The sequence below is a fragment of the Thalassospira sp. SN3W genome, assembly GCF_038070535.1.
GTDB lineage: Bacteria > Pseudomonadota > Alphaproteobacteria > Rhodospirillales > Thalassospiraceae > Thalassospira > Thalassospira xiamenensis.
Genome location: NZ_CP121124.1, coordinates 3,926,238 through 3,941,070 on the forward strand (window position 1 = coordinate 3,926,238; position 14,833 = coordinate 3,941,070).

The following is a 14,833-nucleotide window of genomic DNA, read 5'->3' on the forward strand; positions in this document are numbered from 1 at the left end:
GTTTGATCCGTTATCTGGTCCCAAGCGAGAGTTGATGCCATGGTCTTTTGACCAAGGCAGGCCTTTCGTGTGGGGAAGATAACAGGACGTTGCTCTTGAACGATTTTTCCGCACGCCCAATTCTTCCCTCAGTTTGCTCGTAATTTCGAAGTAATTTCAAAGTATTTTTATTTTAAAATTACTTCATATTCTTCTGTTTTTACATTGTCAGATCATGAACATGAGATCGACATATTTGATTTTATTGTAGATCATCATGACATCGCAACTATGTGATTAGATTGCGGAAAAACTATGACTTTTGGCTGATTGGATGAAAATCAATGCATTTTGGTCGTAAAAACACGCCAAAAACCGCAGAAAGCAAAGCTGTCAGACCATCTCTGGATGCAAAATCGGTTATCCGCGAGGCGAGATTCACTTTTGTACGCGGTCTTGGATGGGCCGGGGTCTTGAGTGGCTTTATCAATGTTCTGCAACTGACCGTGCCGCTTTTCATGCTTCAGGTGCATGATCGCGTGATTAACAGTCAAAGTACCGATACGCTTAAATTGCTGCTGGCAATTGCGGTCGGCGCTATCATTCTATACGGCATCCTTGATTTCATTCGGGCCCTTATCTTTCAGGAAATGGCCAAATCATTGTTGCGTCGCCTGAACTTGCCGGCCATTTCGGCGGCAATGAGCGTGGCGCTTGAAAAAGGATCGATACAGGGCACGCAGGTTCTGCGCGATTTGTCGGATTTGCGCAATTTTATCAATGGCAATACCATCAGTGCGCCACTCGAAGCGATATGGTCGCCGATTTTCCTTGGTGTGATGTTTGCCCTTCATCCGTTTTACGGTATTGCGGGGCTTGTGGCGGTGCTGGTCCTGATCGGGCTTAGTCTGTTGGGTGATTTGCTGGTGCGACAGATCACCAAGGAAGGCACCGATGCCAATCTGCGTAATATCGGCGATATCGGGTCAACCGTATCAAATGCCGAGGCGATTGAGGCAATGGGCATGTTACCTGCACTTGCCATGCGCTGGCGCCAATCGCAGGTCCATGCCAGTGAGTTGCTTGATATCGGGAATGTCCGAAGTAAAGGCATGTATTCTGTCACGCGCTCGGCCCGTTTCGGCATGCAGATTTGCGTGCTGGCGATGGGTGCGTATCTGGTTATTCTGGGGGAAACAACACCCGGGGCGATGATTGGCGGTACGATTATCATGGGCCGTCTTCTGTTGCCGTTTGATAATGTTACGCGCGACTGGCGGGCGTGGGTTTCTGCTCTTTCGTCATGGAAACGCATCCGGAATATCCTTGAGGAGCGTCAGTCCGAGCGCGAAATCGAACCGACACCGCGTTCCGAAGGGCCGCTTGTTGTCGATAATCTTGTATATGCGGTGCCCGGTTCGAACGTGCCGGTTCTACGCGGGGTGAGCTTCGATCTTAACCCGGGCGAAATTCTGGGCGTGGTCGGGCCGTCGGCCGCAGGTAAATCGACCCTGTCGCGTCTGCTGGTCGGATCGGCGAAACCGACTGCTGGCGGCGTATTTCTTGACGGGCATAGCACCTATCTTTGGGAGCGCGGTTCGTTTGGCAACATGGTCGGTTATCTGCCGCAATCCGTGTCGCTTCTGAACGGCACTATCCGCGAAAATATTGGCCGCATGCGTGAAGCCAATCCGCGCAAGGTAATTGATGCGGCCCGCGCAGCAGGGGTGCATGAAATGATCGGGCGACTGCCACTTGGTTACGATACGCCGATCGGGGCGGGGCGACATACCCTGTCTGGTGGGCAGCAGCAACGCATTGCACTTGCCCGTGCTCTTTATGGCTGGCCACGTCTTCTGGTGCTTGATGAACCCAACGCCAACCTTGATGCTGAAGGTGAAGCATCACTGATCCGGGCGGTCCGTCAGGCAGCAGAAGGTGGGGCAATGGTTGTTCTGATCGCACACCGGCAAAGCATCATGCAATACGCCCACAAGCTGCTTGTCATGCAGGAAGGGCGGGTCAAACAGTTTGGTGAACGCACCAATGTGATCCGGGCGATGACGCAGGATGATAACGATATCAAAAACCTGCCCCCGGTTAAGCGCAATCAGCAAAAAGGGGGGGCAGCATGAACCGAGTGATCAATGTCGACAACCGTGGTGAGGTCATGATTCCCGAAGACCCGCAACCGGCATGGTATCAGGTCCTTGACGAAGAGCGCACCGCGTCGCGTCAAAGCCTGCGAAAGCCGATCATGGCGGGAATCATCGTTATTGCCGTCGGGTTTGGCGGCTTCTTTTCCTGGGCTTTTACGGCCGAACTCGACAGTGCTGCAGTGGCATCGGGCTCTGTCATTGTTGATTCCCGCAAAAAGGTTGTGAACCATTTCGAAGGCGGCATTTTGAAGAAGCTGCTGGTTGAAGAAGGTGATCGCGTCAAGGCGGGGCAAACATTGATGTTGCTGGATGGAACACGCAGTGAGTCCGAGTTGGGCCAGCTGCGCGGTGAACGATATGGGCTTATCGCCAAGCTTGCCCGACTTCGCGCGGAGCAAAGTGGCCGTGGTGAAATCGATTTTCCCGAGCAAATACTGAATGCGGAGCAGGATTATGTGGCCGATATCTTGCTGGATGAAAAGCGATTGTTCGGCAAGCGCAATGAGGTTTACGATGCCAAGCGAAATGCCCAAGCCAAGCAAATAGAACAATTTGATGCCGAGGCGCGCGCACTGGAATCCCAGATAAATGCCCGCACCCGTCAGGAAAAGCTTGTTGCCGAGCAGCTCAAGGGCATCAGGCAGCTTGCGGAAAAGGGCTTCGCGACGCGTACCCAGTTGGTCGAGATAGAAAACAACTGGTCTGACCTTGTCGGGGATATGGGCGAGTTCAAGGCCCAAAAAGCCGCCGCCGAACAGCAAAAGGCTGAGGCCGAAATCAATCTTGCCTCGATTGAAATGGAATGGCAAAGCGATATCGCGACAGAAATCCAGGAAGCGCAACTGGCACTGAATGATGTGACCCAGCGTATCCGCGCCAGCGAGGATGTTCTGAACCGGCGCGAAGTCAAGGCACCGCAGGACGGTATTGTTGCCAATATTCAGATTCGCACGCCGGGTGGCGTGATCAGTCCGGCGGAACCCATCATGGATATCATCCCGGAAAACGAGCCGCTTCTGATCGAAGCCATGATCAACCGTCAGGACATTGATTCGGTTCATGTCGGATCAAAAGCCCAAATCAAGCTTACGGCATATAGTCAGCGCCGGTTGGCACCGCTTGACGGCGAAGTCCGCTATGTTGCCGCCGACCAGACGGTCGATGAGAAACGCGATTCTTCCTATTACATCGTTCGGGCCGCAATTAACCCCGATGCATTGGCAAAACGCGATGATATCGAAATTCGACCGGGTATGCCGGCCGACATTCTGATCCTGAAATCCCCCAGAAGGGCGATCGACTATCTGATTGATCCGATCACTGAAAGCATGAGCAGGGCCTTCCGCGAGGACTGATTTTTGCTGATGCTGCGGGTGCGAAGGCCGCGGGCTGAAAGGTCTGCGGCCTTTTTCTTTGAATTATTGTTCAAAAGTAAAACTAAATAAAAATCAAAAAACAACAAATACTTATTAAATAAATCTAGAAGTATAATGTGATTATTGCCTTAATCCATAATATTGACACAATAAAAACACGAGAATATCTTCCTAAGATAAAAGAAAAGAATATAGGGTTGCTGTGTGGCCGATCTCAGGGTGGCCTCTAGCTGCCTTGAGGGAACGGCCAGCCTCTCGTGAGGGGATAACCCCCGCGATGTCAATAATGTTGGGACACGAAGGAGGATACCATGGCAACTCTCGAAGGCGGCGCCTTTGATGATGCGCTTCTAGGGTCTCGTTTCAGCGACGTGATTTTCGGACGTGGCGGTGACGATACAATCTTCGGACAAGGTGATGACGATGTTCTGTTCGGTGAAGAGGGCGATGACGTTCTGTTCGGCGGCGCAGGAAACGATGTCGCGATTGGTGGCGAAGGTGACGATATCCTGTTCGGTGGATCGGGTGACGATGTGCTGATGGGGGATTCCGGCAGCGACCTGTTGATAGGTGGCTCTGGCGAAGACGTACTGTCAGGTGGTGCCGGTGACGACACCCTGCTTGGCGGTTCGGACAATGATGTCCTTGATGGTGGCGCAGGCGATGATCTTATGGTCGGCGGTGGCGGCGATGACATCATGCTGGGCGGTGCAGGCGACGATCAGTTGCTGGGCGGTTCTGGGGACGATGTTCTCCAGGGTGGCGATGGCAATGACGTCCTGCTTGGCGGCTCCGGGGACGATGTCCTTGACGGTGGTGCCGGGGACGACCTGCTGGTCGGTGGCTCGGGTAGCGATACCTTTGTCTTCACCGGTGGCGGCGGCAACGACGTCGTGCTCGACTTCACGGTTGGTGAAGACATGCTTTCCATTAGCAGCAACATCAATGATACCGGCATTGAAAGTGCCGATGATATTGCTGCGCGTGCATCGCAGGTTGGCGCCAACACTGTTATCGACCTTGGCAATGGGGATTCCATCACCCTCAACAATGTCGATGCAGAAGACGTCCAGGACAATCCGGACAGCTTCTTCAGCGTCCAGTAATCCGAATGTTGGCGTCCGCAACTTATGTTGCGGGCGTCACCCCGTTCTTCTTGTGAAGTGAAAATCGCCATGCTTGAATTTGCCTCGTCCGATGCTGTGCGGACGACCGGTGACGCGCCGGACGTTTGCCTGCTTAACCCGGAAACATTGCTTCTGATCTGGGATATGCCGACCCGCTTGTGGGCGGTTCCCAAACTTGAAACTACCGAAGGCAAGGCAATCTCGCCGCAAGCCACACTGCGTTTGCCGCTTAATGGTGGCGGCACGCGACTTCTGCGCCTGATCCGTCGGCCCAAGGACGAACCGGTTTCGTTCCTGGCAGAAGCAGGGACTCTTGGCCGCAAAGATGAAATCACCATTGATCCGGAAGGTGATTTTGAATTTGCCAATGCGAGCATGCTGCTTGAAGACGTGACGCCATCGGGACGCTTGTCTCTTATGTCTGCGCTGCTTGGTGCGTGGGCAAGCATGTTTCGTACCCGCCGAAGCAAAAGTTACACCGCATTTCTCAATAAACTGGTTTCCGAAATTGTCGATACGCCACAGCGCGCCAAAGCGGTCGCAAAACTCTCAGATCAGCAGATACTGATCTCGGCCGGGCTGCCGGTGGCGTTTGGTGACATCGAAGCTGTTTATATCGTGTCCTCGTTCGGATTCCGCCGTCTGGCTGTTCCGCCGCATGAAAGCAGCGAGGGGCCCCAAGGCAAAAAACAGACCTACATGATCGCTGATCGCGACGGCACCGAGAACGGTGCCTATCTCGTCGTGACCGGCGGACGCGCGCTGGCCATTCGCCATCTGGCGGCGACGCCAGTTTTGCCCTCGTTGTCGCGATGGTGGCTGGCGCGCGGCAAATCCGATGCCGATCTGCGCGAATATATCATTGGCGCAATGGCGCGTGGCGATACCAAGGCCAGAAAGGCCGCGCTTGAATTCCAGCTACGCTGTCCGCTTTCAAGCCAGCGGGTTACGGGTGGCGGTGGCTTGCCCAGTGGTGAGGTCGACCTTGCCGTAACCACTGCGCGTGGCACCCTGATTGGCGGCTGGTATCGTGATCCGGCTGAAATGATCGCCAGCATCGATATTCTTGACAGCAAAGGCACAGCCCATCCATTCGGCGATGGTTTTTATCGCTATGCCGGGAATGTCATGGATGACGACCGAACGGTTTCGGCCACCGGGTTTGTCGGGTTTTATCGTGACATTCAAAGCCAGGTACCGATCCTTCAACCACGCAGTTTGATGCGACTGACCTCGGGCAGTCGTCATCTGATGGTGCCAACCGCCCAGCCGATTGACCCGGCAGAGGCGCGGGCACGTATCCTGCGTGCGGTCCCACCGCAGCACCTGACTGACGAGATCATTGAAAACTGTCTGGCACCGGTCATTGGTGATTTGCAGCAGAAATTGCTTGCTGCTGCCAAAACGGATCGAACCATCGAGTTTGGTGAGCAGCTTAAAGAGCCCGCTGTTTCGATTGTTGTGCCGCTGTATCGGGTGCTCGATTTCCTGCGTGCCCAGGTTGGTGCCTTTGCCTGTGATCCTTGGATTTCACGGTATTGCGAAGTGATTTACGTTCTGGATTCTCCGGAACAGGCAGAAGAGTGCGAACATCTGCTGCGTGGGTTGCATCTGCTTTATGACATGCCGATGCGTCTGGTGGTCATGACTCGAAATGGGGGGTATGCGCGGGCCTGCAATTCAGGTGCCGAACAGGCTCGGTCAGACCTGATCGCGATGCTGAATTCGGATGTCATTCCCTATCAGATTGGCTGGCTGGAATTGATGGCCTCAAAAATGGGCGGTCCGCAGGATGTCGCCGCGGTCGGGCCAAAGCTTTTGTTCGAAGATGGCTCGTTGCAGCATGCCGGAATGTATTTTGCCCGCAATGAACGCGGACAATGGCTGAACCATCATTTCTATAAAGGGCTGCCCGATCAGTTCCGCGACGCCAATGTTGAACGATCCGTTCCGGGGATCACCGGGGCCTGCATGCTGTTGCATCGTGGTGCCTTCAATGATGTCGGTGGCTTTACCGAAGATTACGTGATCGGCGATTACGAGGACAGCGACCTTTGCCTCAAAATCCGCAAGGCCGATTTCGATATCAAATATGTACCTGACGCCAGCCTTTATCATTTCGAGCGAAAGTCGATCTCGACCCACACCGATTACATGCTTGGTGTGGCGACACAATACAACGCCTGGCTTCATGCCTCGCGCTGGTCAGACATGCTCGAAGATTTCCACAAAAACGATGTTCCGCAGAACCGGCCGCAAAACCGTGTTTCAGATAAAGACGATCAAGGAGAAGCGGCATGAGCCAGGTTCTGGCATTTTCCAACCATGATGACCCGGTGCTCGGCGCTAAAAGCGAACAGCATCTGGACTGGCTTTGCGAGCAGATCATCGCCAATCGTTTTCTGCCGGTACCGCCCGAAGAAGCCGTTTTTGTCGGCGATGGCGACTATCGTGCCATCGGTGCCGAATTTCTGGGGCATTTTGTCCGTCGGGCGGGCCTTATGCCTGATCATGATGTGCTTGATATCGGGTGCGGCATCGGGCGGATGGCGGTGCCACTGACCCAGTATCTTGATGCGTCCAATGCGATCTACGAAGGCATTGACCCGGTTGCAAACGGGATTGAATGGTGCAAGCGCACGATTTCACCCGCTTATCCAAATTTTGGTTTCCAGGTACAGGATGTCAAAAACGCGCTGTACAACCCCGAAGGATCCATCGGCGGGCGTGGCATGCGGTTGCCTTTTCAGGACGGTGCATTCGATTTCACGGCAATGATCTCGGTGGCAACCCATCTGCCGCCCGAAGAAATCGAAACCTATTGCGCCGAGGTGTTCCGCGTGCTGCGCCCAGGCGGGAAGCTGTTTCTGACGGCATTCATCATTCGCGATCCAGAAGAACTTTCAAAGCCCGGTTGCGATCCGCGACTGACCAGTCTGGAAAAACTTGAAAACCAGCCGTGCTGGCATCTTAAGGGTGAAAACCCGATGGCGGCTGTTGGCTTTGATGATGGTTTCATCGACGGCGCGATGAGTGCCGCCGGATTTATCCTGAAATCCAAAAGTTTCGGAACCTGGCACGGTGATCAGGCCGATCATTACCAGGACTTCCTGATTGCAGAAAAACCGCGGAGGAACGCATGAACCCGCGCATCATGGTTCTGGCTCATAATCATCCCGATTTGCATCCCGGCGGCACCGAGATTTTCGCCCACGATCTGTTTAATGCCTATAAGCGGGCAGGGTGCGAAGCCATTTTCATTGGCGCGACCAACGATATCCATCGTGAACGTCGCCCTGGCACCAGCTTTCAGGCGATCAATGATGCCGGTGATGAAATGCTGTTCTGGGCGGGGCATTTTGACCGGTTCAACATGTCGCAGACGGATATTTATGCCGTCGCGCCGAATTTTACCGAGCTTCTGAAAACCTGGGATCCGGATGTGGTGCATATCCACCATCTGGTTCTTTGGGGTATCGAGTTGCCGATGCTGATCCGCCGTGTTCTGCCGCATTGTCAGATCGTGATGACCTTGCATGACTACTATGCGATTTGCCCGAATGACGGGTTGATGATCCATCGAGGCACCCGTCAGCGTTATCTGGAAGCGGACCGGATTGGCAAACGTTGCGGCCTTGATGGCATTGCGCCGGAACGGTTTTCAATGCGGACGGTCAATCTGCGCAATCATCTTCGCGTTGTTGATCGCTTTCTGTCTCCAAGCGCGTTCCTGCGTGATCGCTATGTCGATTGGGGAATTGACCCGGCAAAGATCGAGGTCATGCACAATGGTCGCCCGTCCGTACCGGCCGCACCCAAACGCGATATGGGGGCCGGGATGCCAAATGTGTTTGGTTATTTCGGCAATCTGAACCCATGGAAGGGGGCGGATGTTCTGCTTGAAGCCAGTCAGAAACTGGCAGCCGATGATGTCGATTTTGAATTGCGTATTCACGGCGGGGCACCGTTCCAGACGGTTGCCTTTAATGAAAAGATTGATGGTCTTTTTGATGCAACCGGTTCGAAAGTTCACCGTATGGGGGCCTATGAACGAGCCGATATTCCCGAACTTATGGCACGTGTCGACTGGATCGTTGTGCCGTCAATCTGGTGGGAAAATGCTCCGCTGGTCATTCAGGAAGCGTTCCAGCATGGCCGTCCCGTGATCACAAGCGGCATCGGCGGCATGGCTGAAATGGTCCGCGATGGTCATGACGGCATTCACGTGCGCGCCGATGATCCGGCCGATCTTGCCCGCGTGATGAAGGACTGTGCGACCAATCCGAAACTCTGGAAGAAGCTGTCGGGGCATGTGCGTCCGCCAGCCGGTATCGATGATGTCGCGCAAAAGCACCTTGTGCTGTTTCGCAAGATGATCCGTCCCGATTTCGTCGCGGCCTGACACAGATAAAAGGAGGCATTCATGGCGATTGCCCAGAAAGACCTATCAGAAACATCTGCAAAGCCCGTTGCCAATGATTTGGCAAAAACCGATGCCGAGCAGGCGATCCCGACAATCGAGGGACGCGTTGATGCGATTGACCGTCAACGGTTGTTTGGCTGGGTCTGGTGCCCGGAGCGCCCGGATGCGCGCATCGAAGTTATCGTTCGTCTGAACGGGCATACCTTGTTGCGGATGAAGGCCGAAAACGAGCGTGTCGACCTGCGCCGTAATGGCATAGGCGACGGTGCCCACGCATTCGAGGTGGAGCTCCCCGAAGCCGCCTTGGCAAGTGTTGAAAATGTTAGCGTTTTCGCGATTGCGCCTGAAACCGGCGATCAGATCGAGTTGCGCATTCCGTCGCAAAGCGAACAGCAGGCGCAATCGGCCGTCAACGCGCCGCTTTCGAAAATTCTGGACCGGCTTGATCGTTTGCTGGCGGCTCAGCACATTTTGCAAAATGGTCAGCGTGAAGCCGCCAAGCGCCTTGTTGATGCATCCAAGCGCATGGATGAACTGGCGTCCGCCGATGACGGGATCGAGGCCGGTGTGAAGCTTGTTCGTACCGGGCAGGACGAACTGACCCGTCGTGTTGAGGAACTGGAAGTTTTCCTGGTTCGCTTCGACAAGTCACTTGGCGGATTTGACGAACGTCTTTCCGTATTGACCGAGCGGCATCGCAACGATCTGAAAACGCCGCTTTTGGTGCTGTCCTGCCTGATTGGTGTGACGGTCGGACTTTCCATCGGCGCAATGGTTTGGTGAGGCAGGGCGTCATGACAAAGGCCACCAATCATCGCGAATTGCTCGAAAGTACCGGCAGCGCGGATTTTTCGGCGCCGTCATTTGTAATGACGGTGCTGTTCGGTCTGGCTGAACTGTTTTTCAATTCACAATCACAAGAAATGACAAGGAGGGCAGGGCATGACTGAACCGTCTGGAATGCCGCTGGACGGAAGGACCGTTGTGGCCGCTTTGGTCGATGACGGGCTTGCGCTTATGGCGGGTGTCGGTGCTGCGATGCCCGCGACAATCGATGTATTCCTGAACGGTCAATCCGATGCCAAGGTTCAGGCATCAATCATCAGCTGGCGTCGTGCCGATGGCCCACCCGAGGCTGCTTTTGGTTTTGTCGCACTTCTGCCGATGCAGAATGTATCGCAACGCCGATTGAAAACAGCCCTGTTCAAGGCACCGGGACAGCCCGGCGAATATCGGATTGAAAGCCGCTCGCAGGGACTTGAATCCATTCTATCTGCTGTGGCCGAGCAATCCGGGTCGGCTTTTGCAACCGTGATTGACGGCGTTATCGAAGCGCTTCTGGCTGGCAACCCGAACAAGAAGCGTTTGCGCACTGTGGCTGCCCTTGTCCGGATTGCTGCACGAAGCAACGGCTTTATCGAAGTTCTGGGCGGTCTGGAAGAAGGCGATATTTACATTCAGGGCTGGTCGAGCAATTTCCCGACCGGCCGCACCCGCGTGATCGCGATAGACGAAGGCCCGGTTCTTGCCGAACTGACCAGTGCTGAATTTCAACGCGATGATCTTGGTGAACATGCATCGGGCGTTACCGGGCTTATGGCTGGCGACACCAGGATCAATCCGAGCAAGTTGCAGCGCGTTTATTTCCGTGGTCGTGATGGCTGGTTCTCGATTGAGGTTTATCAGCAGCGCGTGCTGGTTGCCTTGCAAGACGTGCCTGCACATATCCGTTCTGTTCTGGATCGGGTAAAGGCGCCCGATAACATCCTTGCGCAAATCCGGATGGCGGCCCATCGCTTCGATGGTCGCGATACTGTTTCCGAACTGGATCGTCCGGTGCGGATCGGGATCGACTTTTCGCTGGTGATAGAAGGAAGTGGCATTCTGGTATCGGGCTGGATGCTTGACCCGGATCGCGCGGTTGAAACCGTCATGTTGCGCGTTGGCGGTGAAGCGGTTCGGATTGATGATCGCTGGACCCGGCAGTCACGGCCGGACGTTACCAATGCATTTCTGAACGATCCGATGTTTTCGGGGCTTAACCCGGCACGCAACAGCCATGGTTTTCTGGTGTTCTGTCCGCTGGAAGATACACCGTCATCCGATCAGCCGGTTTATCTGGAACTGGCCATATCCGACGCGTTCCCGGCCTATTGCCCGCTAAATCCTACCCGTGCGTCGGCGCGACAGGCATTGTCGCGGGTTCTGCCGTCCCTTGATCCGCGTTCGGTTACGGCATCAAACAGTATCGAACGACAGTTTGGCCCAATGTTGCAGAACATGACGGCGCAAAACCCGTTTGCCATCGATACCCATGATATCGGCAATTTCGATGAAGACGCGCCAGTTGCCCTGATCGTTGGTGTTGACGACACGATTAGCGATATCGGTGTGACTATTGCCTTGCTTGGCCTTGATGAGGTCACGCGCCATCTGCCGATTGTGATTGCAGGTCCCGCCGAAAGTTTTGATCAGGTCGGCAGCGACATGATGAGGCTGGCGGCCTTTTACAAACTTAATGTCCGCATCGTTTTTGCCGAGGGCGTCGAGGATTTTTGCGATGCGCTTGAGGTTGGCGTTGCTGCAACGAATTCCGAAACAATCGCGTTGGTGTCCGCACACATCCTGCCGCACGACACAGGCTGGTTCGAGCCATTGCTGGCGGCTTATCGCAAACGCGGCAGCAAATGCGTCGTCTGTCCGACGATCCTGTTTGAAGATGATTCCGTCCGTTGGGCAGGTACCTGGATCGAGGGCGATGTTGACGGGCAGTATTTGTCGGATCGTTATGTCGGTTATCCGCGTGCCGTTCTGGCCGACGCCGAACCGACAGAAGTCAGTGCCGGAACCCCGGAATGCTGCGTCATGCCGCGCAAGGCATTCGAAGACATAAACGGTTTTACCCGTGGCTATATCGGCCCGTCGGAAAAGGGGCTCGACCTTGCGCTGAAACTGCGCATGGGCGGAACGGCGTCATGGTGGATTCCGGAAATCGAAGTCTTGGGGAGCGAACAATCGATAACAAGCGCCCCCGCCTGGGAGGAACTTTCGCATCGTCTTGACCGCTGGGCGTTTGATCGCCGCTGGTCATTGGTCGTCTCAAATTTGCGGAGCCACAATCATGCCGTCGACTGACCTGCGTGTCCTCATCATTTCGCACGGACATCCCAGCATGTCGCTGGGCGGGGCCGAAGTGGCCTCCTACAACCTGCATAAAGGCTTGAACGAACTGGACGGGGTAGAAAGCTTCTATTTGGCCCGTGTCGGTCATCCGGTGCCGCGTCACGGTGCGTCTGCACTTATGAGTCTGCGCCAGAAAGATAACGAAATCCTGTATCATGCAGAAAACTATGATCATTTTCTGCTGTCGAACGGGAATACTGACGAAATTGATCGCGATCTGTTGCGCTTTGTGCGCGATTATGAGCCGGATGTTGTGCATTTTCACCACTATCTCGGCCTCGGTTTGGAAACGATCTATGCGATCCGCGAAGCCATGCCGGATGCCGCGATCTTCTTTACCTTCCACGAATTCCTGACGATCTGTCACAACCACGGACAGATGGTAAAAAGCGGCGGGACGAAGCTTTGCAACCGGGCAAGCCCCATCGAATGCAACGGTTGTTTCCAGAACATCTCGCCGGCATCCTTCCTGCGTCGCGAGCGGTTCATCAAGGCGATGCTTAATCTGGCCGATCATTATGTGTCGCCCAGCGATTTTTTGGCGGATCGGTTTGTCGACTGGGGATTGGATCGTGACAAGATGTCGGTGATCGAAAACGGTCTGGACGTCAAGGAGGCGGCAAATACCCGGGCACTTTCCAAGGCGCAACCACGCCGGTCGCGTTTCGCGTTCTTTGGTCAGCTAACCATGTTCAAGGGCGCTGATATCCTGCTGGATGCGGTGGGCCGTGTGCCTGATGAAATCTGGGGGGATGATGCCCGGATGATGATCTTTGGTGGCAACCTTGAACGGCAACCCATTGAATATCAGGAAAAAGTCCACGACCTGATCGAAAAAGCCGGTGAACGTGTCCGGTTCTATGGCGCTTATCAGAACAGCGAAATGCCCAAACTGATGGAGCTTGCCGACTGGACGATCATTCCGTCGATCTGGTGGGAAAATTCACCGATCGTCATTCAGGAAGCCTTCTTCCATGGGCGTCCGATGATCTGTTCCAACATCGGTGGCATGGCCGAAAAAATTACTGATGGCGTCAATGGTCTGCATTTCCGTGTCGGCAGTGCCGAAGACCTTGCCGACCGTCTTGTAGATGCCCTTACCGACAATAAAATCTGGGATCGGATGCGTGAGGGGATTCCTCGCCCGCCGACCTATATCGATTGCGCCGAGCAACATCTCGCGCAGTACCGGGAGGTTCTCGAGACCCGCCCGATGTCTGTGACTCCTGTGTCGCAGCACTCCGTCGCCAGCACGGCATAACGATAATCAGAAGTCACCTAGCCAAGGAGAAATACTATGGCGCGCGTTCTCGTAATGATTCCATCGGGCGAAGTCTACGACCATGATTGTGTCCGCTGGTACAATTATCAGGATATTCAACGTAGTATCGACCACTATCACAATATTGGCGATGCGTTCGTATACGATTCATCACTGAAATTGATGAATTATGACAAGCTCGGCGTTCTGCCGATTGCAGAGCCCAAAATGGAAGATATTGATCGTCTGCGTGAAGAATACGATTACGTCTTCCTGCGCGGGTCGAACTATATCCATTCTGACATGGATTGGCGCAATACCATCGAAGTCCTCGAGCGGCTGCGCTTGCCTGTTCTGGGTTTTGGTATCGGTGCGCAGGCTCCGGTCAAGGGCAAGCTGGAATTATCCGACCAGACCAAACGCGTCTTGCGGATGATGGCCGATTCCACGACTTCAATCGGTGTGCGCGGGGCTTACACTGCCCAGGTTCTTTGGGATCTGGGAATTACCAATGTTCGCATTGTCGGGTGTCCGACGGCCTTCCGGTCCAATAATCCGGATATGCGCATCAAGCTCCCGTCGCTTGACGCTGTACGCAATGTCGGTATCACCCTGCGGCGCGAAGTTTCCCCAGCCTACGCACAGAACATTGAACGGTATCTGACTTTCCATCGCGATCTGGTCAAGGAACTGGCACATCGGTTCGATGACATCACCCTGATGGCCCAGGGCGAACCCGAAGAAAAGAAACTGGTTTTCGGGACCAATGCCCAGAAAGAAGAGGCAATGCAGGCCCTTAAAAACAACGATTGGGTCAAGAACTGGTATCTCGATCCGACGATGGAAAAGCTGTATCGCGAAAAGCTGTTCTATTCCGATGTCGTGGCCGATTACGAACATCTGGTCCGTACCAAGGATTGTGTTCTGGGCTATCGCTTGCACGGCAATCTGATGGCGTTGTCGAACGGTGTTCCATCGATCTATTTCACCTATGACAGCCGCACTGTGGAATTTGCCGAAACCTATCAGATTCCTTCCTATGACGTGTTCTCGAAAAAGGAATTCGTGCTTGAGGATTACTGGAATCAGGATCTGTTCGACAAATTCAATCGCGCCTGGTTCCAAACCTATCGCGAGATGGCAACGTTCCTTACGGAAAACAATATTGATCACAAGATGGTCGATGTGATGGCCCGAGACGCTCAGCCCGAGCGCAAGGTCGCCTGATTAAACCCGGTGCAGCCATTTCGCACCGTACTATCGGGCGGGATGGCTGTGCCACCACAAGCATGTCCGCAAACGGGCAGCGATAGCAAGGAGACACG

General features: G+C 54.4%; 11 protein-coding genes. All 11 read left to right on the forward strand.

Annotated features, from left to right (window positions below; translation table 11 throughout):
- The first annotated feature begins 452 nt into the window (after positions 1–452).
- Positions 453–2,114, forward strand: coding sequence for a type I secretion system permease/ATPase (locus P8T57_RS18060; protein WP_341363914.1), 1,662 nt, complete (start codon positions 453–455; stop codon positions 2,112–2,114).
- A complete protein-coding gene (locus P8T57_RS18065) occupies positions 2,111–3,493 on the forward strand; it encodes an HlyD family type I secretion periplasmic adaptor subunit (RefSeq protein WP_063092914.1) in 1,383 nt (460 codons plus the stop codon). The genes P8T57_RS18060 and P8T57_RS18065 overlap by 4 nt, the downstream gene beginning before the upstream one ends.
- A 332-nt stretch (positions 3,494–3,825) precedes the next feature.
- Complete coding sequence (locus P8T57_RS18070) at positions 3,826–4,620, forward strand: calcium-binding protein (RefSeq protein ID WP_007089967.1); 795 nt, start codon at positions 3,826–3,828, stop codon at positions 4,618–4,620.
- Between the two features lie 69 nt (positions 4,621–4,689).
- On the forward strand, positions 4,690–6,942 hold the full coding sequence (locus P8T57_RS18075) for a glycosyltransferase (RefSeq protein WP_341363915.1): 2,253 nt from the start codon (positions 4,690–4,692) through the stop codon (positions 6,940–6,942).
- A complete protein-coding gene (locus P8T57_RS18080; protein WP_341363916.1) occupies positions 6,939–7,784 on the forward strand; it encodes a class I SAM-dependent methyltransferase in 846 nt (281 codons plus the stop codon). Before P8T57_RS18075 ends, P8T57_RS18080 begins: the two co-directional genes overlap by 4 nt.
- Positions 7,781–9,043, forward strand: coding sequence for a glycosyltransferase family 4 protein (locus P8T57_RS18085; protein ID WP_341363917.1), 1,263 nt, complete (start codon positions 7,781–7,783; stop codon positions 9,041–9,043). The genes P8T57_RS18080 and P8T57_RS18085 overlap by 4 nt, the downstream gene beginning before the upstream one ends.
- A 21-nt stretch (positions 9,044–9,064) precedes the next feature.
- Positions 9,065–9,847: a hypothetical protein gene (locus tag P8T57_RS18090; RefSeq protein ID WP_341363918.1), complete on the forward strand. Its 783-nt coding sequence runs from the start codon at positions 9,065–9,067 to the stop codon at positions 9,845–9,847.
- Between the two features lie 11 nt (positions 9,848–9,858).
- Positions 9,859–10,014, forward strand: a complete 156-nt coding sequence (locus P8T57_RS18095) for a hypothetical protein (protein ID WP_341363919.1) — start codon at positions 9,859–9,861, stop codon at positions 10,012–10,014.
- Positions 10,007–12,199 (forward strand): hypothetical protein, encoded by a 2,193-nt coding sequence (locus P8T57_RS18100; RefSeq protein WP_341363920.1) that lies wholly within the window; start codon positions 10,007–10,009, stop codon positions 12,197–12,199. The genes P8T57_RS18095 and P8T57_RS18100 overlap by 8 nt, the downstream gene beginning before the upstream one ends.
- A complete protein-coding gene (locus P8T57_RS18105; protein WP_063092920.1) occupies positions 12,186–13,508 on the forward strand; it encodes a glycosyltransferase family 4 protein in 1,323 nt (440 codons plus the stop codon). Before P8T57_RS18100 ends, P8T57_RS18105 begins: the two co-directional genes overlap by 14 nt.
- Before the next feature lie 36 nt (positions 13,509–13,544).
- On the forward strand, positions 13,545–14,735 hold the full coding sequence (locus tag P8T57_RS18110; RefSeq protein WP_007089960.1) for a polysaccharide pyruvyl transferase family protein: 1,191 nt from the start codon (positions 13,545–13,547) through the stop codon (positions 14,733–14,735).
- The last annotated feature ends 98 nt before the right edge of the window (positions 14,736–14,833 follow it).